The organism is Nocardioides kongjuensis, from assembly GCF_013409625.1.
GTDB classification, from domain to species: domain Bacteria; phylum Actinomycetota; class Actinomycetes; order Propionibacteriales; family Nocardioidaceae; genus Nocardioides; species Nocardioides kongjuensis.
On record NZ_JACCBF010000001.1, the window covers coordinates 3303754 to 3325201 of the forward strand.

Below are 21448 nucleotides of genomic sequence, written 5' to 3' on the forward strand. Positions count from 1 at the left end.
TCAGCCCTTTCCGGGGTGGAGCGCACCGCAGCTCGTGCAGGTGCGCGCCTCCTCGGAGGCGTAGAACTGCTCGAAGACGGGCGGCAGGTCGGCGACGATGTCGCGCACCTGGAGCTCGACCTCGTGGACCTGGTGGTGGCAGGACTCGCAGAACCACACGAACTTCTCGAGCGTGCCCTCCTCGCGGATCCGCTCGATCACGATGCCGATCGACCCCTCCTCGGGGCGCTGCGGCGAGTGGTGCACGTTGCGCGGGAGCATCCACATGTCGCCCTCGCGGATGTCGACGCGGACGGGGCCCTCGTCGGTCATCAGGTTGACGTGCATGTTGCCCTTGACCTGGTAGAACCACTCCTCGTAGGGGTCGAGGTGGAAGTCGGTGCGCTGGTTGGGGCCGCCGACCACCTGCACGATGAAGTCGCCCATCGGCTCCCACATCTGCCGGTTGTTCACCGGCGGCTTGAGCAGGTGCTCGTGCTCGGCGACCCACTTCTCGAAGTTGAAGACGGGTGGGATGTTCATGCGTCGTCCTTCCGGTCCGCGGTGCCGGGCAAGCAGGCGACCGCCTGGATCTCGATGAGCAGGTGCGGGTGCGGGAGCTGGTGGACCGCGACCGTCGTACGGGTCGGACCGTCGTGGTCGAAGAACTCGGCGTAGGTCTCGTTGTAGCCGCCGAAGTCGTTCATGTTGACCAGGTACGTCGTGACCTGGACCAGGTCCTCGAGGCCGGCTCCGACGGCGGCGAGGATGTCGCGGATGTTCTCGATCACGGCCCGGGTCTGCACCCGGATGTCGAGGTTCGTGACACCGAGGTCGTCGACCTCGACGCCGTCGAAGGTGTTGTCCGGTCGCCGGCTGCTCGTCCCGGACACGTAGGCGAAGCCGCCTGCGACCTTCACGTGCGGGAAGCGCCCCCGAGGCGTCGCCTTCCCGGCCACCAGGTGCGCCTCGCTCATCGTGCGCCCCCGATCGTGCAGGACACGCTGCCGAGCCCGGCCACGGTGGCCACGACCTGCGCCCCCGCCCGGTCGGGCAGGGGGGCAGCGGCCGTGGCGGCTCCGGCGAGGATGATCGATCCGGCCGGCGCCGGGACGCCGTGCTGCGACGCCAGTCGGGCGACCGCGGCGACGGCACGCAGCGGGTCGCCGAGGATGTCGCCCGTGGAGCCGGTCTCGGCGACCTCGCCGTCGATCTCGAGGGTCACCTCGAGGTCGGCGAGATCGAGGTCGGAGAGGACCGTCGCGAGGTCGCGCCACTCCCCGACCACGAATCCGGCGGCGGAGGTGTTGTCGGCGACGACGTCGGCGAGCGAGAACCGGAAGTCGCGGTAGCGGCTGTCGATGATCTCGAGCGCCGGTGCGACCTGTGCGACGGCCGCGAGCTGCTCGTCCGCCGGCGCCGCCGGATCGAGGTCGGCACCGAGGAGCAGCGCGATCTCCGGCTCGACCCGCGGGTGGATGAAGCGGCTCCGGTCGATCTCGCCGCCGTCCTCGGTCTGCGTCTGCGCGGTCATCACGCCGAGGATGACGTCGGAGACGCCCATCTGCTCGGCCTTGGCCTTGCTGGTGAAGCCCAGCTTGACTCCGACGACCCGCTCCCCGCGCCCGACCCGGAGGGCGATGCCCTCGCGCTGGACGAGGTACGCGGACTCCAGGTCGACCTCGGTGCCGGCGGTCAGCTGGACGATGGGCGCACGCCCGGTCCGGGCCCGGTCGAGCCGATCGGCCAGCTCGGCGATGTCGCTCACGTGTCCTCCTCGATGTGGTGCGTGCTGTGGGGGCGGCGCGGGCGCCACGTCGTCATGCCGCCTCCCGCTCCACGAAGGTCGCGGTGAGCTCACCGAGACCGGCGATCCGCGCGTGGAAGGCTCCCGGGCCGATGACGGGGACAGCCTGTCCGACCGCTCCGGAGAGGACCACGTCACCGGCTCGCAGCGCAACACCCCTCGCCGCGAGCGCACGCGCGAGGGAGGTGACGGCGACGATCGGGTTGCCGGCGATCGCACCGGCGAGGTCGCCGTCGCGGCCGACCTCGGTGAGCACGGTGGTCGCGCCGACCAGGTCGACACCGGCCAGCGGGCGCGGGATGCTGCCGAGGACGAACGCCCCGCTCGAGGCGTTGTCGGCGACGGCCTCGGCCGGCGTGACGTCCCAGCCGAAGATCCGCGAGTCGACGATCTCGATCGCCGGCAGCACGAAGTCGGTCGCCCGGATCACGTCGGCGACGGTCGGGCGCTCCAGGTCGAGGTCCCGCCCGAGCACGAACGCGACCCCGACGCCGACCCTCGGCTGGAGCAGGCTGTCGAGCGAGATCGGCTCGCGGTCGCCGTACGCCATGTCGTCGAAGAGGGTGCCGATGCCGGACGTGCTGTCTCCGACCAGGTGAAGCCTCGGGGCCGAGGACAGGCCGACCTTGTGTCCGACGACCCGGTGTCCGTTCTCCTCCCGGTACCGGCTGACCAGCGCCTGGACCCGGTAGGCCGCCGCGAGGTCGTCGGTGTCGATCAGGTCGCGCACGGGCTCGCACGGCTCGCCCCAGCGTGCGGCGTCGACCAGCCGCCAGGCGGCGTCGGTGATGTCGTCGTCGTTCACAGCTGCACGCACACGTTCGTGGGCTCGGTGTAGAAGTGCAGGGAGTGCGTCCCGCCCTCGCGGCCGATGCCGGACAGGCCGACGCCGCCGAAGGGCGAGCGCAGGTCGCGCAGGTACCAGGTGTTGACCCACGACATGCCCACGCGCATCTGCTGGGCGACGCGGTGGCCGCGCTCGAGGTCGCGGGTCCACACGGCGGCGGCCAGGCCGTAGCGGGTGTCGTTGGCGAGCCCGACGGCCTCCTCCTCGGTGTCGAAGGGCATCAGTGCCGCGACCGGGCCGAAGACCTCCTCCCGGACCGCTCGTGCCTGCTGGTGCAGTCCGGCCCACAGCGTGGGCTCGATCCAGGCACCGCCGGCGAGGTCCGCGCCGAGGTCCGGGACGCCGCCGCCGACCAGCACCTCGGCCCCCTCGTCGACCGCCGTCGCGAGGTAGCGCTCGACCTTGGCGCGGTGCTCGACGGAGATGAGCGGTCCGGTGGTCGTGGCCTCGTCCTCGGGACGTCCCAGGCGCAGGCCCCGGGCGTGCTCGACGAGGCCGGCGACGACCTCGTCGTACACCGGGCGCTCGATGTAGACCCGCTCGGTGCACAGGCACACCTGGCCGGTGTTGGTGAAGATCGAGCGCCCCAAGCCGGCCACCGCCTTGTCGAGGTCGGCGTCGGCGAAGACGACCGCGGCGTTCTTGCCGCCGAGCTCGAAGGAGACCGGGCGGACGAAGGGCGCGACGCCGCGCATGATCGCCGCCCCGGTGGCCGACTCCCCGGTGAAGGTGACGCCGTCGATGTCGGGGTGGGTCGTCAACAGCTCGCCGGCGGAGCCGGGACCGAAGCCGTGCACGACGTTGTAGACGCCGTCCGGAGCACCGGCCTCGGCGATGACCTCGGCGAGGAGCGTGGCGGTCGAGGGCGTCTCCTCGGACGGCTTGACCACGACCGCGTTGCCGCAGGCCAGGGCGGGCGCGACCTTCCAGGTCAGCAGCAGCAGCGGCAGGTTCCACGGGACGACGATCGCGACGACGCCGAGCGGGCGCGGGACCGCGTAGTTGAGCGCCCGACGCCCGTCGGCCAGCTCGGTGAGGAACGAGTCGAGACCGGTGGCGCTGACCGTGTCGGCGAACGAGCGGAAGTTGACCACCGCGCGGGCCACGTCGAGCTCACGGGCCTGGCGCAGCGGCTTGCCGGTGTCGGCCACCTCGGCAGCGACGAACTCCTCGAAGCGAGCCTCGATCCGGTCCGCGATCCGGCGCAGGAGGGCAGCGCGCTCGGCGACCGTGCTGCGCCCCCAGGCGCCGTCGACCGCACGCCGGGCCGCGGCGACCGCGGCGCCGACCTGCTCGGCCCCGGCCTCCTCCACGAGGGCGACGAGCGATCCGTCGACCGGGCTGTGCTTCTCGAAGGAGGCGACACCCTCGACGTACGCGCCACCGACGAAGTTCTGCAGGCGCTGGGCTGTTGCGTTGACCACATGCCGAGCGTAGGAAGGTCAGCTATGTCCGTCCAATGCCCTTTCGCTCGCCAGCCATGCTCGTCCGGGCATACCTTGGCCCCATGGTCACGGATCGCCTCCTCGACGGCAGGCTGAAGCTGCGCCACCTCGTCCTGATCGTCCAGATCGAGGACGCCGGCAGTCTCGCCGGTGCGGCCGAGGCGCTCCACATCACCCAGCCCGTCGTCACCCGCGGGCTCCGGGAGGTCGAGGACCTCCTCGGCGTCGACCTCTTCGAGCGGGGACGTCGGGGAGTGACCCCGACCCAGTTCGGCGAGTCGCTCCTCGTGCACGCGCGGGCCGTGATCGCCCAGCTGCGGCAGGCGGACCGCCAGATCGAGCAGCTCGCGCGCGCCGACCTCGGCACCGTGACCGTCGGCACCCACCTCGCCGGCTCCAACGTGCTCCTCCCGCGGTCGATCGCCTCCCTCAAGCAGGAGCACCCCGAGCTGACCGTGGTCGTGCGGGAGGGCCCACCCGACGCGCTCCAGGCGGCCCTGCTGGCGGGCGACTGCGACCTCGTGGTCGGCCGCCTCACGGGCGGCGCGCCGACCACCGTCGTGCAGCACATGCTCTACCGCGAGCCGATCCGCGTGGTCGCCCGGGAGGGGCACCCGGCGGCGCTGCTGCACGAGCCGACGCTGGCCGAGCTCGCCCCGTACCCGTGGGTGTTCCCCATCAGCCAGACGACGCTGCGGCGAGAGCTGGAGGAGGCCTTCGTCCACGAGGGGGTCGAGCTGCCGGTCAACCGGGTGGAGTGCACCACGATCCTGACCCTGCGCGAGCTCGTCGTCTCGATGGACGCCCTCGCCGTGCTGCCCGAGCTGATCGCCCTCGCCGATCCGGCGCTCACGGTGCTCGACGCGTCGCTGGCCTCGATCCGGCGAGCCGTGGGCGTGACCCGGGCCAAGCACCGGCCCCTCTCGCCGGCGGCCAGCGCGATGCTCGACCACCTCCGGGTCGAGGCCGCCACGCTCCCCCGCCCTCGGTGACCCTCCGGGCCGCGCGGCTCAGCGGCGGCGAAGGCCGCGCGCGGCGATCGCGCCGAGCGCGGTCGCGCCCAGGGCCCCGATCGTCGTCAGCACCCTGCCCTGCCGTCGGGTGCGACGCAGCACCTCGGCGTACGGCACCGTCGAGAAGGAGACCAGCTCGTACCGCGAGACCACGAGCGAGGGGAACCACCGCTCCAGGGCGTGCATCGCGGTGTTCTTGGTGCGGTGCACCCGCGAGTTCACGAGGTCGCGCATCTCGACGAAGTTCTGCAGCGCCATCGCCGCGATGGCGTCCGTGTTGGGCTTGCGCGCCTTCTCGTACGCCGGCAGCACCCGCGACCAGTCCCCGTCGTGCCTGTCGAGCAGGGTGTCGATCTCGATCGCGTCCTCGAAGGCGCAGTTGGCGCCCTGCCCGTAGAACGGCACGATCGCATGGGCCGCATCCCCGACCAGGGCCACCGAGGCAGCCGCCCCGTGCGCCGTCCACGGCCAGGCGCGCACCGTGACCAGCGATCCGACCGGGTTGGCGAGGTAGTCCTCGGCGAGAGTCGGCATCAGGTCCACGACGTCGGGGTACTCCCGCGCGAAGTGGGCCCGCACCTGCGCGGCGGTGCTCAGCGAGGAGAGCCCGCCCGGACCGTCCTTGGGCCAGAACAAGGTGCAGGTGAAGGACTTGTCGAGGTTGGGCAGGGCGATCATCATCGAGCCGCCGCGTGCCCAGATGTGCAGCGCCGTCGGGTCGATCGCGAAGTCGCCGTCGCGCGCCGGGATGGTGAGCTCCTTGTAGCCGTGCTCGAGGAAGTCCTGCGCATAGTTCGTGCCCTCGCGGAACTGGACGGCGCGGCGGGTGGCGCTGTAGGCGCCGTCGCAGGCGAGGACGATCGACGCAGCCAGCTCCTGGACGCCGTCCGGCCGGGCGACCGTGACCACGCCCCGCTCCAGGTCGACCGCCTCGACACGCGACTCGAAGAGCACCGTCACGCCGGGGGTCTTCTCGGCGGTGTCGAGCAACGCCTCGTTGAGGCCGGAGCGGCTGATCGAGTTGATCGCCCGCGTGCCGTCGGCGCTGTAGGACTGGAAGTTCGGGCTTCCCGTGACGGGGTGGACCATCCGGCCCCGCATCGGCAGCGCCGCGGCCAGGGCCTCCTCGCGAAGGCCGACCCGCTCGAGGGCGTCGAGGCCGCGCGCGGAGAGCGCGAGGTTGATCGACCGGCCGCGCTCGGCACCGGCCCGCCGGGGGTCGGCACGCCGCTCGAGCACGGTGACGTCGTACCCGCGGCGGCCGAGGAGCGTCGCCAGCAGGCAGCCGGCCAGACCGGCACCGACCAGGGTGACGTCCTTGCTCCTGGTCGCCTTGTTCGTCGTCACGAGGACTCCTGGATCCGGCGCAGCGCGTCGTACGCACGCCAGCAGTCGTGGTAGGTCGAGTACAGGGGCACCGGCGCCAGGCGGATCACGTCCGGCTGGCGGGCGTCGGCGATCACGCCGAAGTCCCTGCGCAGGGTCTCGGCGAGCTCACCGACGTCGATCCGGTGCGAGCGGACCGAGAGCTGGCATCCCCGACGGGCGGGGTCCCGCGGCGTGATGACCTCGAAGTGGCTGGCGCCGAGGGTGTCGAGGAGCGACTCGAGGTAGCCGGTGAGTCGCTGGCTGCGCCGGCGCAGCGTCGCCATGCCGACCCGGTCGAAGATCTCGAGGCTGAGCAGGACCGGCGCCATGGCCAGGATCGGCGGGTTGGACATCGACCAGGCGTCCGCGGTCGCCTGGGGGGTGACCTCCGGTGCCATCTGGAAGCGCACCGACGGGTCGGTGCTCCACCAGCCCTCGAGCCGCGGGATCGAGCGGTCCTGGAGGTGGCGCTCGTGGACGTAGGCGCCCGCAACGGCACCGGGCGCGCTGTTGACGTACTTGTAGGTGCACCACGCCGCCCAGTCGACGCCCCACTCGTGGAGCTTCAGCTCGACGTTGCCAGCCGCGTGGGCCAGGTCGAAGGCGACGATCGCGCCGGCCGCGTGGCCGGCCCTGGTGATCAGCTCGAGGTCGAGGTGCTCGCCGGAGTAGTAGTTGACGGCGCCCAGCAGCACCAGCGCGACGGTGCTCCCCTCCTCCTCGAGGAAGGCGGCGACGTCCTCGCTGCGCAGGTTGTCCTCGCCTGCCCGCGGCTTGAGGCGGACGACGGTCTTGTCCGGGTCGAGGCCGTGCCACGCGGCCTGGCTGCGGACCGCGTAGCTGTCGCTCGGGAAGGTCGTGTCCTCGATGACGATCCGCGTGCGGTCGCCCTCGGGACGGTAGAAGGACGCCATCAGCAGGTGCAGGTTGACCGTCAGCGAGTTCATCATGACGACCTCGTGCGGCCGGGCACCGACCAGCCGCGCTGCGGGCTCGCGGAGCAGCTCGTGGTACGACACCCACGGGCGCCGTGCCTCGAGGTGCCCCTCGACGCCGAGCTGGGCCCAGTCGGCCAGCTCCTCGCCGAGCCGCTCGGCGAGGGCCGCCGGCTGCAGGCCCAGCGAGTTGCCGGCGAAGTAGGCGATCTGCCCGTCGCCGTACGGCGGCAGCAGGAACTCCTCGCGCAGGGAGCCCTCGGTGTCCGACGCGTCGAGCGCCAGCGCATCCCGCTCGGTCGGTGCGGGGTAGGAATCCATGACTCTCCAAACTCGTCTGTTGTCCGCCGGAACCGAGCGTAGGAACGGCCTGCTATGTCCGTCCAATGCCATTTTCCGGGTCAGGTATGCCCGCGCGGACATGCCTGGCGTGTTCAGCGCACGCGGCGCAGGAAGCTCGCCGTTCGCTCGTGGCGGGGGTTGTCGAGGACCTCGGCGGCGGTGCCCTCCTCGACGACGACGCCCTGGTCCATGAAGACGACCCGGTCGGCGACCTCGCGGGCGAAGCCGATCTCGTGGGTGACGACGATCATGGTCATCCCATCCTCGGCGACCCGCTTCATGACCGCCAGCACCTCGCCGACCAGCTCGGGGTCGAGCGCACTGGTGGGCTCGTCGAACATCATCAGCTGCGGCTGCATCGCCAGCGCGCGGGCGATGGCCACCCGCTGCTGCTGGCCGCCGGAGAGCTGCGAGGGGTACGAGCCCTCCTTCTCCGCGAGGCCGACCGTGGCGAGGAGCTCACGCGCCCTCGCCACCGACGCGGCCTTCGGCTGTCTGAGGACCTTCACCGGTCCGTAGGTGACGTTCTCCAGCGCGGTCATGTGCTGGAACAGGTTGAAGTGCTGGAACACCATCCCGATCCGGCGCCGGGCACGAGCGACGGCGTGCTCGCCCTGCTCGTACAGCACGCCTCGCCTCATCTCGTAGCCGACCCGCTCCGAGCCGACCTCGACGATGCCGCCGTCGACCGGGTCGAGGTGGTTGATGCAGCGCAGCAGTGTGCTCTTGCCCGAGCCCGACGGTCCGAGGATGCAGACGATCTCGCCCTGGCGCACCTGGAGGTCGACGCCGCGAAGCACGTGGTTGTCGCCCATCCACTTGTGCACACCCTCGACCTTGAGCATCGTCCGGGTCGTGGTCGAGGTGCTCATGCGACAGCCTTTCCGGTACGCCGCACGCCGGCGCGCTGCCTGCTCCTGGCGGCCACCCGACGGTGTCCGGCCGACGCGCTGAAGTGACGCTCGAGGAAGTGCTGGCCGACCGACGCGATGCTGACCAGGGCCAGGTACCAGATGGTCGCGACGGCCAGCAGCGGCAGGATCTTGAAGTTCTGGCCGTAGATCAGCTGGGTCTTGGTCAGCAGGTCGCTGCCGCCGATGACCGAGACCAGCGCGCTGGCCTTGAGCAACCCGATGAACTGGTTGCCCGTCGGCGGGATGATGACCCGGATCGTCTGTGGGAGCACGATGCGGCGCAGCGCCTGGGGCCGGGTGAGCCCGATGCTCACGGCGGCGTCGGTCTGGCCGGGCGGGACCGACAGGATGCCGCCGCGGATGATCTCGGCCATGTAGCCGGACTCGGCGAGCGAGAGGGCGCACAGCCCGGCCGTGAACCCCGAGATGAGTGTGTTCGTGTCCTTGCCGAGGATGGTCGGGAACAGCACCGCCATGTTGAACCAGAGCAGGACCTGCACCAGCATCGGCACGCCCCGGAAGAACCACACGTACGCGCGACCGATCAGCGCGGCGACCTTGTTCTGGCTCTGCGTCAGCATCGCGACGACGAACGCGACCGCGATCGAGATGACCATGCTCAGCACCGAGAGCAGCAGGGTCACCTTGATCCCGTCGAGGATCATCGGGTGGAAGAGGTACTCACCCGTGACGCCCCAGTCGAGATTGGGGTTGCGGGCCTGGGTGCGGACCAGGGAGGCGAGGACGACCAGCGCGACGAGCGCCGTCAGCCACTGGCCGCAGCGGGGCCGGCGGCGGGCCTTGATGGCGACCGAGCGCCGGTCGTCCTCTCCCCGCAGGGAGAGGCGACCGGCGTCGACCGGCTGCGCGATCCGTTCGACGTCCACGGCACTCATCGTCACGACGTCGCCAGGTTGATGCCGGGCGTCGGCAGGTCGATGACCTCGACGTCCCACTTCTTGAGGATCTCGTCGTACGTGCCGTCCTCGTGGATCGCCTCGAGGGCGGCGAAGAAGGCATCGCGCAGCTCGGAGTCGTCCTTGCTGAAGGTCATCCCGAGGTAGACCTTGGGCTCGAAGTTCACCGGCAGCGACTCGAGCTTGTCGTCGGTCTCGCGGTTGATCACCGAGACGGCCATGTCCGGCCAGAACATGGCGTCCACGCGACCCGACACGAGGGCCAGGTTCTTGTCGCTGCTGCTCGGGAACGAGACCAGCTTCGTCGGGGGCTTGCCGGCCTGGACGCAGGCGGCGGCCATCATGTCGACGAGGCGCTTGGCGTCGCTGCCCTTGACGTCGCCGATCTTGATCCCGCAGCCGCCGTCGACCTCGCTGGTGATGCCCTTGGGGTTGCCCTTCTGGACCATGAAGACGGTGCCGGCGACCTGGTAGTCGATGAAGTCCACCTGCGCCTGGCGCTCCTTGCGGTCGGTCATGCCGGCGATCGCGGCGTCGAACTTCCCGCTCTGCATGCCGATGAGCAGCTGGTCGAAGGGGACCTTCTGCCACTCGACCTTCAACCCGAGCTTGGCGGCCATCGCGTCCATCAGGTCGACGTTGAAGCCCTTGATCTCGGACTCGCCGATGGGCGTGAAGTTCGCCGGCTCGAAGTCGGGCTGGGTGCCGACGACGACGGTGCCCTTCTCGGCGATGTCGGCCGGCACCAGCCCAGCCAGGGCCGAGTCCGCCTTCGGCCGCGCCTTCTCGGAGCCGTCGCCGCCGCTGCTGCCACACGCGGCGGCGGACAGCAGGACGGCGCCGAGCGCCGCTCCGGCGACACCCCGACGGGCCATGGTGCGGCGGTTGAGGGTACGGATGTTCATGTGGGTGCTCCTCATCAGGTGCTGTCCCGGGGCGGGCCAGCGGTGGGGTGGGTTGTTCCGAGAGGTCTTCTCAGCAGCAGGCGGGCACGAGGTCGTGGTCGGGCTGGTCGACGAAGACGTCGGCCCGCTCCATCTCGTCCCACATCGCCTGCACGATGCGGCCGGACTCCGCGAGGATCCGGTCCTCGTCGATCCCGAGGACGTGTCCGTCACGGACCTGCCAGTTGCCGTCGGTCATCACGTTGCGCACCGAGAGACCGTTGGCGTAGAAGAGGTGGTTGAGCGGCTCGCGCGGCACGGTTCCGACCCCGACGAGCAGACCGGTGACGTCGATGCTCGTCAGGTCGGCCTTGGCGCCCGCCTCGATCCGGCCGAGGTCGTCGCGGCCCAGGCCGCGGGCGCCGCCGACGGTCGCCGCCTCCAGTCCGGTCCAGATCGACGGACGCACCATCGGGACAGGCGTGCTGTCACCGAGGAAGTCGGCGCGTATCCGGCCGTAGATCACGGCCATCTTGAGGTTCTCCAGGTAGTCGTTGGAGTGGGTGTCCAGACCGATGCCGGAGTTGACCCCGGCGCCGAGCGCCTCGGGCCACGGCCACTGCGCGGGCGTGACGCCGGCGCCGGTGCCCGACGGGCAGTTGGCGAACGTGAAGTGGTCGTTGGCGAGGACCGGCAGGTCCCGGGCGAGGTCGATGCCGAGCAGGTGGGCACCGAACACCCGGACCGAGCCGTCGAAGATGCCCAGGCTCTCGAGCCAGGGCACCTCGTCGTGACCCCACAGCCGCTGCAGTGCCTGGGTGTCCGGCTGCGGCGCGCGGCCGTAGCCCGACTGCAGGTGGATGTGCAGCCCGTGCAGCTCCTGCGCAGCGGTCTTCATCGCGAGGTAGGTCTCGGGGGTGTGCACCGCATTGGTCGCCGGCGCCATCATCGGCCGGATCCGACCGTCGTCGACGCCGTCGATGCTGCGGGCGTAGACGAGGTTGTCCTCGATCTCGGCGAGGGTGCCGGCCACGGAGTCGAGCAGGGGCTGGTCGTCCTCGCCGCGCTTCCAGATCGGCAGGATCCGCTTCATCCCGGGAACGGCGCCCGAGGGGTAGCCACGCAGGCCCAGTTCCCGCGCGACCCGCACGTAGCTCTGCATCTGGCGCAGGCTCTTGGACATCTCGACCTGCGTGGTGCAACCGCCCCGCACCATCTCGACCAGGTTGAGCGCGGTCATCAGGTCGAGGTCCTCGTCGCTGAGGTCGTCGAGCATCACCATCGCGTGCAGGAACTGGCGTCCCTGGCGCAGCTCGACGCCCTTGGCCATCGGCGTGAGGTTGCCCTCGACGTAGCCCCGGGTCGCCGCACCACCGGCAGCGTGGCCGTGCATCGAGATGAAGCCGGGCACGAGGACCTGTCCGTGCATGTCCACCCGCTGGTCGACCGACCCACGCCGGGGTCGGACCTCGAGGACCCGGTCGCCCTCGACGACGACCTCGTGGTCGCGCAGCAGGGCCATCCGACCGTCCTGCCAGGCGAGCACCCAGCTGGGCGCGAGGACGAGTGGGCCCGTGGCGGGCACCGAGGTCCGCTCGCCCCTGACCCTGTCCAGCAGGGCGCCGCGAGCACCGATGCTCGCCTGCAGACCCTCGCGTCGTGCGCTCTCAACAGTCACTGGTTCTCCTGCCTTCCGGCTTGGCCGTGGTCGATGGCCTATGGTCTACCATTTACCGAAACGGCGTGGCAAGGGTCACATCCCGAAATCTCGGCGGCGGCACACGACGCGGCTCGCCGCAGGCCGAGCCGCCGCCCGGCGACCAAGCGCGATCGCCCGGGGCGTCCCGCAGGGAGGCGGCGGGCGGGCCGGCCCGCCGGCTCGCGGCCCCAGGGCGCGCGCCACCGGCACAGGTCCTCAGCAGGGCCGACACCGAGGTGCGCCCCGCGGGCGGACCCGGGTCAGGCGCGGGGCGAGAGCTCGAGCAGGCGCAGGGTCTCCTCGGTCGTCTCGCGCACGTGCTCGCCTGCCAGCGCGGCCGCGTGATCGGCGTCGCGAGCGAGGATCGCCTCGAGGATCCGGGCGTGCTCGTCGACGTGGTGCCCCTGGTGCTCGCGCGTCATCCAGAAGAGGCGCCGCAGGTGGCCGTGGAGGCTGGCCATGTGCGCCTGGAGCAAGACATTCCCTGTGCAGCGGGCGATCTCCTCGTGGAACCGCACGCTCGCCGTCGCCGCTTCCTCGAGGTTGTCCGCGCGGACGGCAGTGCGACAGGCAACCTGGATCGCCGCCAGCCGCTCGGCGCCCGCGCCGTCGTGGCGCTGGGCAGCGAGTCGCGCGGCGAGCACCTCCAGCGGCTCTCGCAGCTCGAGCAGGTTCAGGATCTCCGGCCCGCCGAACTCGGTCACGACCGACCCGCGCCGGGGAAGCTGGACGACCAGGCCCTCCCCCGTCAGCTGCTGGAGCGCCTCCCGGATGGTGATCCGGGAGACCTCCATCTCGGCGGAAAGGTCACGCTCCACGAGGCGATGTCCCCCCGGGAGTCGGCCCTCGACTATCCGGTCCCGGATGTCGTCGACCACGTGGTCGCGCAGGGAGCGGAACTGGGAGCCGAGCGTGTCCGGAGAGGTCATGGCTGGGTCCTTCCCGTGACGTGATGGCCGACACTCTTGGTCTACCATAGGCCAGACGAATGGAGACTGACCAGATGATCGACAGGATGATCCTGCAGGATGTGCACCTCCCCGACGGCACCGGGCCGGTGGACCTGACCGTGGAGGACGGCCGGATCACGGCGGTCGGTCCCGGCCTCGCCGTACCCGCGGGCGCGACCGCCGTCGACGGCCGGGGTGGAGTCGTCCTTCCCGGCCTCGTCGACGCCCACTGCCACCTCGACAAGACCCTGTGGGGGATTCCGTGGCAGCCGCACTCGGCCGGAGGAGCCGCGATCGAGGACCGGATCCGCAACGGCGAGGTCCGGCGTGCCGAGCTCGGCCTGCCCAGCCGTGACAGCATCCGCGCCCTGCTGGCCACGATGGTCGCCGCCGGCACCACGCTGGTCCGCACCCACACGGACGTCGACCTGAGCTGCCGCCTCGAGGGCATCGAGGCGGTCACCGAGGTCGCGGCCGAGCTCGGCCACGCGGTCGAGGTGGAGCAGGTCGCGTTCCCGCAGGGCGGGCTGCTGACCCGCCCCGGAACCCTGACGCTCCTGTCCGACGCGATCGACGCCGGGGCCACCGTCGTCGGCGGCATCGATCCGTCGGCGCTCGAGCGGAACCCGGTCAGACACCTCGAGACCGTCTTCACGCTGGCGGCCGAGAAGGGCGTCGGGATCGACGTCCACCTGCACGAGCGCGGCACGCTCGGCGCCTTCGCGATGGAGCTGACCGTCGAGCTCACCGAGCAGTTCGGGCTCCAGGGGCGGGTCGCCCTGTCCCACGCCCCCGCGATCGCCGACATCGATCCGGAGCCCGCCCGCCGTCTGGCCGACCGGCTCGCCGCCGCCAGCATCTCGCTGGCCACGGCGACCGTCTACAACACCCCCGTGATGCCGGTCGCGATGCTCGCCGAGGCCGGCGTGACGCTGGCCTCCGGCAACGACGGGATCCGCGACCTGTGGGGTCCGTACGGCACCGGTTCGATGATCGAGCGCGTCCACCACCTGGCCTTCCGCAGCGGCTTCCGTCGCGACGACCAGATCCTCAGCGCGCTCGCCACCGCGACCACCGGTGGGCGGCGGATGCTCGGCCGCGACGAGGTGCAGCCGGCCGCCGGCTCGACAGCCGACCTGGTGGTGCTCCCGCTCCCCAACGCCGCCGAGGCGATCGTCCTGCGGCCGACCCCTGCTCTCGTGCTGAAGGGTGGCGTCGTCGTCGCCCGGAACGGAGAGGTCCTGGAGGCCGCCCCGGTCGGGTGACCCTCAGCCGTGACGCGCCTCGGCCAGCACCGCGTCCCGGTCCTCGGGCAGCACGAAGCCCGCGGCGATCGCCGCGTCCGTCGCGGTGACGTACGCCGACAGGTAGGCCTCGTGCGTCGGCCACAGCCGTTCGGCGGCGCCCGCGGCGAGCGGGAGGGTCCGACCGAACAGCCCGCAGATGACCGAGGCGTCCGGTCCGGCGTCGCCGGAGACCACGTCGGCGGGAGCGTCGACGACGGGCGTGCGGATCCCGCCGCGGACGATGCCGAGGTCGTCGCGGACCAAGGCGCCGTCGACGACCTCGAGCGGTGCGGCGGTCGGGGCCGCCGGGCCGCCGCGGGCCCAGGTGTCGAGGTGGCGCAGGGCCGCGCGGGCGACGTACGCGTGCTGGCCGCGGTTGACCGGGTCCGGGCAGCCGAGGAAGGCCTCGAACTCGCCGATCTGGAACAGGTCGGCGTGGGCGGCGCCGGCGACCTCCCACACCCGCAGCATCGGGCCGTCCGGCTGGCGTGCGGGCAGGTAGTTGATCCTGCCGAGCAGGTCGCCCTCGGCCTCCAGCACGATCACCGGCACGTCGAGGTCGTCGCGGACCGGCGTCGGCCGGCCCGCGGCGCGAGCGGCGAGCAGGTCGATGCCGCGGCCGGGCTCGCCGAGCGGAGCGGCGACGTCGCCACGGCTGTGGACCAGGAAGCCGTCGAAGTAGCGCTCGGTCGGGTGGACGTGGTTCAGGTAGGTCGTCAGCGTGTACGCCGACTGCGACTGCCCGACCGCCAGCACCAGCGCGGCACCCGTCCGCTCCGCGACCGCCCGCGCGACCTCGGTGAAGATGCCGTACGCGTAGGCGTCGCCCGGGTGGTCGAGCCCGCCGTAGCGCGCCGGGTCGACCGCCTTGAGGCCCTGCAGCACCGCGCCCTCGACGGCGACCGTCGCGGTGCCGCTCTCGACGCCGTTGAGCTGAGCGGAGACGCCGGCCCACGCGTGCCCCTGACGCACGAGCTCGTCGGCCAGGTAGGTCCAGTCCGGCGCCGCGTCGGCGCCGCTGCTGACGTTGAGCCACTCAACGACGAGGGTCCCGCTGGCGGGCGCCTGCACCGGCCGGCGTACGACGACCCGGGTCGTGAAGCCCGCCGACCCGTGCGCGGGGTCGGCCGCGCGGGCGATGCCGCTGGCGGCGTACTCCTCCTCGGACCAGCCGGCGGCCGCCAGGTCGGGGCCGGGGCGGGCGGCGGTCAGCACGATGCCGTTGCCGCCGGACAACGGGACGAGGGTGGGGACGGGCACGGACGCATCATGCCGCGTAGGGTGCGCCCGTGCTGCCGTCCTTCGCGATCGCCGCCCGCCACCGACCGATCACCCTGGTGGCGACCGAGGGGTTCCCGCTCCTCGCGCCCTTCGGCGCGGTCGAGGGCGCGCTGGAGGGGGACCAGCCGGCGGAGCTGGCGCTGCAGGCCGCGGACGGCACCCGGCTGGCGGTCCGGCTCGAGGACGACCGGACCTCGCTGCTGGTCCGGACCGGCGGCGCCGAGCACGCGTTGCGCAGCCGGCGGCACGGGAGGCTCGCCAAGCCGGCCACACGGCTGGGCCTCACCCTCACCGGCAGCCACCTCGCCGTGCTGAGCCTGGAGGACGACGCGTGGGTGGCGCGCGGGCGGATCGACCTGCGCGAGATCGGCGGCCCCGACACCCGGGACCCGGGCTGGCTGGCCGGACTCAGGCCCGAGGCATCAGGGGTGAGCGAGGTCCGCGCCGGGAGCTTCGGGCAGCTCGGGCTGCGCGACATCCGGCTGGTGTCGCACGCCGACGGGGCGCCGTACCGGATCGGCTCGGAGGTGCTGTTCACCGCCACCAGCGCCGGTCCCGGCTTCTTCGACACCGCGCACACCTCGGTGTGGGCGCTGTCCCCGGCCGGCGAGATCACCTGGCGCAGCGACCTGTTCTTCGAGCGCCCCGACCGCCCGGGGGTGCACGGCGACCACGCCACCCACCTCGTCCGCGACGGCGACGGGTGGCTGGTCGCGACGAGCACCTGGTCGGACTTCCCCGCGCGCAGGTCCGAGCGGGTCCCGGGCGCGCTCGGCGTCACCCTGGCCGAGTCTGCCGAGGACCTCACCCGCGGGCAGCACGTGCTGCCCACCCGGCGCCTGGAGCTGCCCAGCGACGGCCCGAGCGTCGGGATGTGGGACCCCCACCTGGTGCGTACGCCGGGCGGCTGGCTGGTCGGCTACGTCAGCGCGCGGAGGTTCTTCGACTTCCACCCGCTGCTCGCGGCGGGCCCGTCGCTGGACCACCTGGCCCTGCAGGGTGCGGCCACCGATCGGCGAGCCACCGAGGGCACCACCCTGCTCCGCGTCGGCGAGGACTGGAGGGTCCTGGCCAGCGACGGCAGGGACAACCGCCGGGCGGTCCGTGGCCGCTACCCGGTCTTCGACACGTCGATGACCGAGATCGGCACCCTGACCGCGCCGTACCCCAGCAACATCCCGTGGCCGACCGTCGTGCCGCCCGACCCGGACGTGCCGGGCGACGAGTGGCGGCTGGTGACGTTCGACGGGCGCCGGTCAGGTGGCCGGCTCGCCGGCTACGGCACCCACGGGGACGTGGTGGTGATGCGAGAGGCGTGACTGCCCGCCGACGAGCAGCCGGAGCCCCGGGACGAGTACGAGTGGCGGGCCGGGGCGTGATGACACGTCTCGAAACGCCCTCGCCCAGGGGCTCGGGCTACTCGACGAGCGAGGTCAGCTCAGTCGCGGCGGTCGGCGTAGTCCGACCACTTGTCGTCGATGTCGTTGTCGACCTCGTCGGTCCCGACATCGTCCGGCTCACCATGGAGCTCGCGCGCGAGTGCGCTGAGGTCCGTGTCGTGAGTGCGGTACTTCAGGTCGCGTGCGACCTTCGTCTGCTTGGCTTTCGCTCGGCCGCGGCCCATAGGGTCCAGCCCCCTCGCACACTTGGCCGGGTACCCTCCGGGCCCCGGACTGCTGAATCAGAGTCTCGTGGGTCCAACGGTACATGGCCGATGGCTGTTCCCGCACGCCGGGAGGCCCCTTCCGCGCGCGTGGCGCGCGCGGATGAGGCGCAGGTCACCAACCGGGGTGCTGGCCGACCAGCTCGACGGTGCCCTGCTGGGCCGGGTCGACCGACACCTCGCCGGCGACCCAGCTGTCGATCCCGAAGTCCGCGAGGCGGGCCAGGGCCGCGTCGACGGCGTCGGGGGCGACGAGGGCGACCATGCCGACCCCGCAGTTCAACGTGGCCTCGAGGTCGGGCTGCGCGACCTCGCCGACCTTGCGGACGACGTCGAAGACGGGGGCGGGGGTCCAGGTGCCGCGGTCGAGGGTCGCCTTCAGCTCGGGCGGCATGACCCGCGCGAGGTTGTTGGCGAGACCGCCGCCGGTGATGTGGGCCATCGCGTGGGTCTCGGTCTCGCGGGCGATGGCGAGGGCCGGCTTGGTGTAGATCCGGGTCGGCTCGAGGAGCTCCTCGCCCAGCGTGCGGCCGAACTCGTCGACGTGCCGCTCGACCGTCCAGCCGGCCTGCGTGAAGAAGACGTGGCGGGCCAGGGAGTAGCCGTTGGAGTGCAGGCCGCTGGCGGCCATGGCGATGACGACGTCGCCCTCGCGGACCAGGGAGGCGCCGAGCAGGGCGTCGGCCTCGACGACACCGGTGGTGGCGCCGGCGACGTCGTACTCGTCGGGGGCGAGCAGACCCGGGTGCTCGGCGGTCTCGCCGCCGACCAGCGCGCAGCCGGCCTCGACGCACGCCTCGGCGATGCCCTTGACGATCGCGGCGATCCGCTCGGGCACGACCTTGCCGGTGGCGATGTAGTCGGTCATGAACAGCGGCTCGGCGCCGCACACGACGAGGTCGTCGACGACCATGCCGACCAGGTCGAAGCCGATGGTGTCGTGCTTGTCGACCATCTGCGCGACCGCGACCTTGGTGCCGACACCGTCGGTGGAGGTCGCGAGCAGCGGGCGCTTGTACGACGTCAGCGCGCTCGCGTCGAAGAGGCCGGCGAAGCCGCCGAGACCACCCAGCATCTCGGGGCGGCGGGCCTTCTCGACCCACTCCTTCATCAGGTCGACGGCGCGGTCCGCGGCCTCGATGTCGACGCCGGCACGGGCGTACGCGTTGTCAGCCACGGTTCCCTCGGTCTCCTTGCTGGATGTCACGGGTTGTTGAAGACGGGCAGGGCCTCGCCGTGCGTGCTCGGCTTGAGCGTCGCCTCGAGGAGGTGCTTGCCGAGCAGGCTCTCGTCGGGGAGCTCGATCGGGTAGTCGCCGGTGAAGCAGGCGGTGCACAGGGTGCTCTGCGGCTGGCCGGTCGCCTGGACCATGCCCTCCAGCGAGATGTAGCCGAGGCTGTCCGCGCCGACGCTGGCGGCGATCTCGTCGACGTCGAGGCCGTTGGCGATCAGCTCGGCTCGGGTCGCGAAGTCGATGCCGTAGAAGCACGGCCACTTCACCGGCGGCGAGGAGATCCGGACGTGGACCTCGGTCGCGCCGGCCTCGCGGAGCATCCGGACCTGGGCGCGCTGGGTGTTGCCGCGCACGATCGAGTCGTCGACCACGACGATCCGCTTGCCGCGGATCATGTGCTCGAGCGCGTTGAGCTTGAGCCGGATGCCGAGCTGGCGCAGGGTCTGCGACGGCTGGATGAAGGTGCGGCCGACGTAGGCGTTCTTGACGAAGCCCTGGCCGAACGGGATGCCGCTCTCGAGCGCGTAGCCGGAGGCCGCCGGGGTGCCGGACTCGGGGACCGGGATGACCAGGTCGGCCTCGACGGGGAACTCGCGGGCGAGCTGGCGGCCCATCTCGACGCGCGCCTCGTGGACGCTGCGGTTGGCGATGGTGGCGTCGGGGCGGGCGAGGTAGACGTACTCGAACACGCAGCCCTTGCGGCGCGGCTCGGCGAACTTGTGGGAGCGCAGGCCGTCCTCGTCGATGACGATCAGCTCGCCGGGCTCGACCTCGCGCACCACGCTCGCGCCGGTGGTCGCCAGGGCGGCGTCCTCGCTCGCGACGACCCAGCCACGCTCGAGGCGGCCGAGCACCAGCGGCCGGATGCCCTCGGGGTCGCGGGCGGCGTACAGCGTGTTCTCGTTCATGAACACGAACGAGAACGCGCCCTGGACCTGCGGCAGCAGCTCCAGCGCGCGGGCCTCCAGCGACTGGTCCGGGTGGTGCGCCAGGAGCGCGGTCACCAGGCTGGTGTCGTTGGTGGACGACTCGAGGTTGCGGGCGTGGATGTCGAGCTCGCCGTCGTCGCTCGGCAGCTCCTGGACCATCTCCGCGAGGCGCGCGGTGTTGATCAGGTTGCCGTTGTGACCCAGCGCGATCGAGCCGTCCTCGGTGGGCCGGAAGGTCGGCTGCGCGTTCTGCCACGTGCTCGCGCCCGTGGTCGAGTAGCGACAGTGGCCGACCGCGAGGTGACCCGCGAACGACTCGAGGGTGTTCTCGTCGAAGACCTGGGACACGAGGCCCATGTCCTTGTAGACGAGGATCTGCCGCCCGTTGCTGACCGAGATGCCCGCGGACTCCTGCCCGCGGTGCTGCAGCGAGTAGAGGCCGAAGTACGTCAGCTTCGCGACGTCCTCACCCGGGGCCCATACACCGAAGACTCCGCACACGTTGCGCAAGCCTACCGGCCGGGGCCCCGATCGTTCAGTTCGCGACGACCGGCCGAGTCGCGCGCTCCACCACGGCCGTCGCGACCTGCGCCGCCTGCCCCCGGATCTCCGGGATGGCGGTCGACTCCCACAGCGTGCCCTTGCGCGGCGGACCGACCACGAACAGCCCGTCGACCACCCGGCCGTCGGCCCCGAGCACGGCTCCGTCGGCGGTCGCGTCGATGCCCAGCGCGAGCGGGTCGGGGGCCACGGTGCCGCGGGCGACCAGGGCGCGCAGCAGCGGGTCCGTGCTGCGTCGTACGTCGGCCAGGGGGCCCGTGCAGTTGACGACCGCGTCGACCTCGACCGGCTCGTGGCCGGGGGCGGTGGTCACCCGACAACGCTCGCCGAGGTCCTCGACGGCGTGCAGGCTGCCGGCGAGGACGGCCAGCCGGTCGTCGTACCGGTAGGACTGGAGGCGCAGTGCGACCTCGGGCGCCATCCGGTGCCGGCGCACCTCCCAGTCGCGGGCGTGCACCTCGAGGAAGCGGCGGCGCTCGGCGAGCGTGAGCCGGCGCCAGAGGTCCTGGGTGAGCGGGCGCAGGCCGTCGACGACCGCGCGCCAGCCGACTCCGCGCTCGGCGGCGGCGCGGCACTCGTCGGCGATCGCGGCGGCGATGTCGTCGGCGGTGGTGGCGTCGTCGGGGACCTTGGTGACCCAGGCGGTGTGGGCCTGGCCGACGTGCGGCTTGGGCAGCAGGCCGTTGCGGCTGACGAGCGTGACGTGCCGCCCGGGGCCGTCCTCGAGCAGCGTGATGGCGGTGTCGATGCCGGTCAGGCCGGTGCCGACCACGACCACCCGGGCCTCGGCCGGGAGCGCACGCAGGCGGGCCAGCTCCCAGGGGTTGGCGACGTGCCAGGGCGCGTCGGGCACAGCCGCCCCGTCCGCGGTGGCGAGCGGACGGGGCGGCTGGTTCCCGTGGCACAGCACGACGGCGTCGGCGTGCGACGTGGACCGCTCGGTGACGACCTCGAAGCCGGCCCCGGCGGGGACGACGTCGAGCACCCGGCCGGCCCGGATCCGGAGCCGGTCGTCAGCGACGTCGGCGAGCCGGTCCTGGAGGTAGATCGCGTAGTCGGCGCGCGGCAGGAAGCCCTGCGGGTCGTTGCTGCGGCCGGTGCGCAGCGCCCAGTCGAGCAGGTCGGACGGCGCGTCCGGGAAGGCGCTCATGTGCCGCGCCCGGACGTTGAGCAGGTGACGCTGGTCGTTGGTGCCGTAGGCGATGCCGCGCCCGACGATGCCGCTGGCCTCGTGGACGACGACCTCGAGCCCCGGGTCGTCCGAGCGCACGAGCAGGTTGATGGCGGTCAGGACGCCGCTCGCACCGCCGCCGATCACCGCCACCCGGGTCCGCGTTCGGGGGGACGTCGGGGTGGTCGTCGGGATGCTCGTCGCCGTCATGCGAGTAGTCTAG

The 21448-nt window shown here is 72.1% G+C and carries 20 protein-coding genes; 3 read left to right on the top strand and 17 right to left on the bottom strand.

From position 1 onward, the window contains the following. The 5 genes from BJ958_RS15935 to BJ958_RS15955 are packed head-to-tail and all read right to left on the bottom strand — an operon-like array spanning window position 1 to window position 4057. Window positions 1–522, bottom strand: coding sequence for a 3-hydroxyanthranilate 3,4-dioxygenase (locus BJ958_RS15935; RefSeq protein ID WP_179727916.1), 522 nt, complete (start codon window positions 520–522; stop codon window positions 1–3). Further along, entirely contained in the window at window positions 519–956 is a 438-nt protein-coding gene (locus tag BJ958_RS15940) for a RidA family protein (protein WP_179727917.1), read from the bottom strand. Before BJ958_RS15940 ends, BJ958_RS15935 begins: the two co-directional genes overlap by 4 nt. Beyond that, window positions 953–1747, bottom strand: coding sequence for a fumarylacetoacetate hydrolase family protein (locus BJ958_RS15945; RefSeq protein ID WP_179727918.1), 795 nt, complete (start codon window positions 1745–1747; stop codon window positions 953–955). The genes BJ958_RS15940 and BJ958_RS15945 overlap by 4 nt, the downstream gene beginning before the upstream one ends. 52 nt (window positions 1748–1799) lie before the next feature. Continuing rightward, complete coding sequence (locus BJ958_RS15950) at window positions 1800–2591, bottom strand: 2-keto-4-pentenoate hydratase (RefSeq protein ID WP_218865790.1); 792 nt, start codon at window positions 2589–2591, stop codon at window positions 1800–1802. Further along, the gene (locus BJ958_RS15955; protein ID WP_179727919.1) at window positions 2588–4057 is read right to left on the bottom strand and encodes a 2-hydroxymuconic semialdehyde dehydrogenase; all 1470 of its coding nucleotides are present in this window, start codon (window positions 4055–4057) and stop codon (window positions 2588–2590) included. The genes BJ958_RS15950 and BJ958_RS15955 overlap by 4 nt, the downstream gene beginning before the upstream one ends. An 83-nt stretch (window positions 4058–4140) precedes the next feature. Here BJ958_RS15955 and BJ958_RS15960 point away from each other — a divergent pair, with 83 nt between their 5' ends. Then, a complete protein-coding gene (locus BJ958_RS15960; RefSeq protein WP_179727920.1) occupies window positions 4141–5070 on the top strand; it encodes a LysR substrate-binding domain-containing protein in 930 nt (309 codons plus the stop codon). An 18-nt stretch (window positions 5071–5088) separates the two neighbouring features. Here BJ958_RS15960 and BJ958_RS15965 read toward each other — a convergent pair whose 3' ends face one another. From BJ958_RS15965 to BJ958_RS15995, 7 genes are all read right to left on the bottom strand, one after another. After that, window positions 5089–6438: an FAD-dependent monooxygenase gene (locus tag BJ958_RS15965; protein WP_179727921.1), complete on the bottom strand. Its 1350-nt coding sequence runs from the start codon at window positions 6436–6438 to the stop codon at window positions 5089–5091. Further along, the gene (gene kynU, locus BJ958_RS15970) at window positions 6435–7715 is read right to left on the bottom strand and encodes a kynureninase (protein WP_179727922.1); all 1281 of its coding nucleotides are present in this window, start codon (window positions 7713–7715) and stop codon (window positions 6435–6437) included. The genes BJ958_RS15965 and kynU overlap by 4 nt, the downstream gene beginning before the upstream one ends. 113 nt (window positions 7716–7828) lie before the next feature. Further along, the gene (locus BJ958_RS15975; RefSeq protein WP_273516428.1) at window positions 7829–8608 is read right to left on the bottom strand and encodes an amino acid ABC transporter ATP-binding protein; all 780 of its coding nucleotides are present in this window, start codon (window positions 8606–8608) and stop codon (window positions 7829–7831) included. After that, window positions 8605–9537 (bottom strand): ABC transporter permease subunit, encoded by a 933-nt coding sequence (locus BJ958_RS15980; RefSeq protein WP_179727923.1) that lies wholly within the window; start codon window positions 9535–9537, stop codon window positions 8605–8607. Before BJ958_RS15980 ends, BJ958_RS15975 begins: the two co-directional genes overlap by 4 nt. Window positions 9538–9548: 11 nt before the next feature. Further along, on the bottom strand, window positions 9549–10472 hold the full coding sequence (locus BJ958_RS15985; protein WP_179727924.1) for an ABC transporter substrate-binding protein: 924 nt from the start codon (window positions 10470–10472) through the stop codon (window positions 9549–9551). Between the two features lie 70 nt (window positions 10473–10542). After that, window positions 10543–12129, bottom strand: a complete 1587-nt coding sequence (locus BJ958_RS15990) for an amidohydrolase family protein (protein ID WP_179727925.1) — start codon at window positions 12127–12129, stop codon at window positions 10543–10545. Window positions 12130–12410: 281 nt separating this feature from the next. Next, window positions 12411–13079 carry a GntR family transcriptional regulator gene (locus tag BJ958_RS15995; RefSeq protein ID WP_179727926.1) on the bottom strand — a complete coding sequence of 223 codons (669 nt, stop codon included), beginning with the start codon at window positions 13077–13079 and terminating at the stop codon, window positions 12411–12413. Window positions 13080–13165: 86 nt separating this feature from the next. Here BJ958_RS15995 and BJ958_RS16000 point away from each other — a divergent pair, with 86 nt between their 5' ends. Then, window positions 13166–14365, top strand: coding sequence for an amidohydrolase family protein (locus BJ958_RS16000; protein WP_218865792.1), 1200 nt, complete (start codon window positions 13166–13168; stop codon window positions 14363–14365). Between the two features lie 3 nt (window positions 14366–14368). Here BJ958_RS16000 and BJ958_RS16005 read toward each other — a convergent pair whose 3' ends face one another. Beyond that, a complete protein-coding gene (locus BJ958_RS16005; protein WP_179727928.1) occupies window positions 14369–15646 on the bottom strand; it encodes an alpha/beta hydrolase domain-containing protein in 1278 nt (425 codons plus the stop codon). A gap of 29 nt (window positions 15647–15675) precedes the next feature. Between BJ958_RS16005 and BJ958_RS16010 the strand changes: the two genes are divergently transcribed. Next, complete coding sequence (locus BJ958_RS16010; protein ID WP_179727929.1) at window positions 15676–16986, top strand: hypothetical protein; 1311 nt, start codon at window positions 15676–15678, stop codon at window positions 16984–16986. A gap of 119 nt (window positions 16987–17105) precedes the next feature. Here the strand turns inward: BJ958_RS16010 and BJ958_RS16015 are convergent, their stop codons facing one another. The 4 genes from BJ958_RS16015 to BJ958_RS16030 all read right to left on the bottom strand — a co-directional run bounded on the left by BJ958_RS16015 (window position 17106) and on the right by BJ958_RS16030 (window position 21435). Then, entirely contained in the window at window positions 17106–17291 is a 186-nt protein-coding gene (locus BJ958_RS16015) for a DUF3073 domain-containing protein (RefSeq protein WP_179727930.1), read from the bottom strand. A 154-nt stretch (window positions 17292–17445) separates the two neighbouring features. Further along, window positions 17446–18507, bottom strand: coding sequence for a phosphoribosylformylglycinamidine cyclo-ligase (gene purM, locus BJ958_RS16020; protein ID WP_179727931.1), 1062 nt, complete (start codon window positions 18505–18507; stop codon window positions 17446–17448). Between the two features lie 26 nt (window positions 18508–18533). Then, window positions 18534–20003 (bottom strand): amidophosphoribosyltransferase, encoded by a 1470-nt coding sequence (purF, locus tag BJ958_RS16025; RefSeq protein WP_179727932.1) that lies wholly within the window; start codon window positions 20001–20003, stop codon window positions 18534–18536. Window positions 20004–20028: 25 nt separating this feature from the next. Further along, window positions 20029–21435 carry an FAD/NAD(P)-binding protein gene (locus tag BJ958_RS16030; protein WP_218865793.1) on the bottom strand — a complete coding sequence of 469 codons (1407 nt, stop codon included), beginning with the start codon at window positions 21433–21435 and terminating at the stop codon, window positions 20029–20031. Between the last annotated feature and the right edge of the window lie 13 nt (window positions 21436–21448).

Coding starts and splice junctions, on each gene's coding strand:
- BJ958_RS15940 (WP_179727917.1), bottom strand. CDS start 956: ATGAGCGAGGCGCACCTGGTGGCCGGGAAGGCGACGCCTCGGGGGCGC.
- BJ958_RS15995 (WP_179727926.1), bottom strand. CDS start 13,079: ATGACCTCTCCGGACACGCTCGGCTCCCAGTTCCGCTCCCTGCGCGAC.
- BJ958_RS15985 (WP_179727924.1), bottom strand. CDS start 10,472: ATGAACATCCGTACCCTCAACCGCCGCACCATGGCCCGTCGGGGTGTC.
- BJ958_RS16015 (WP_179727930.1), bottom strand. CDS start 17,291: ATGGGCCGCGGCCGAGCGAAAGCCAAGCAGACGAAGGTCGCACGCGAC.
- BJ958_RS16000 (WP_218865792.1), top strand. CDS start 13,166: ATGATCCTGCAGGATGTGCACCTCCCCGACGGCACCGGGCCGGTGGAC.
- BJ958_RS15975 (WP_273516428.1), bottom strand. CDS start 8,608: ATGAGCACCTCGACCACGACCCGGACGATGCTCAAGGTCGAGGGTGTG.
- kynU (WP_179727922.1), bottom strand. CDS start 7,715: ATGGATTCCTACCCCGCACCGACCGAGCGGGATGCGCTGGCGCTCGAC.
- BJ958_RS15935 (WP_179727916.1), bottom strand. CDS start 522: ATGAACATCCCACCCGTCTTCAACTTCGAGAAGTGGGTCGCCGAGCAC.
- BJ958_RS16030 (WP_218865793.1), bottom strand. CDS start 21,435: ATGACGGCGACGAGCATCCCGACGACCACCCCGACGTCCCCCCGAACG.
- BJ958_RS15960 (WP_179727920.1), top strand. CDS start 4,141: ATGGTCACGGATCGCCTCCTCGACGGCAGGCTGAAGCTGCGCCACCTC.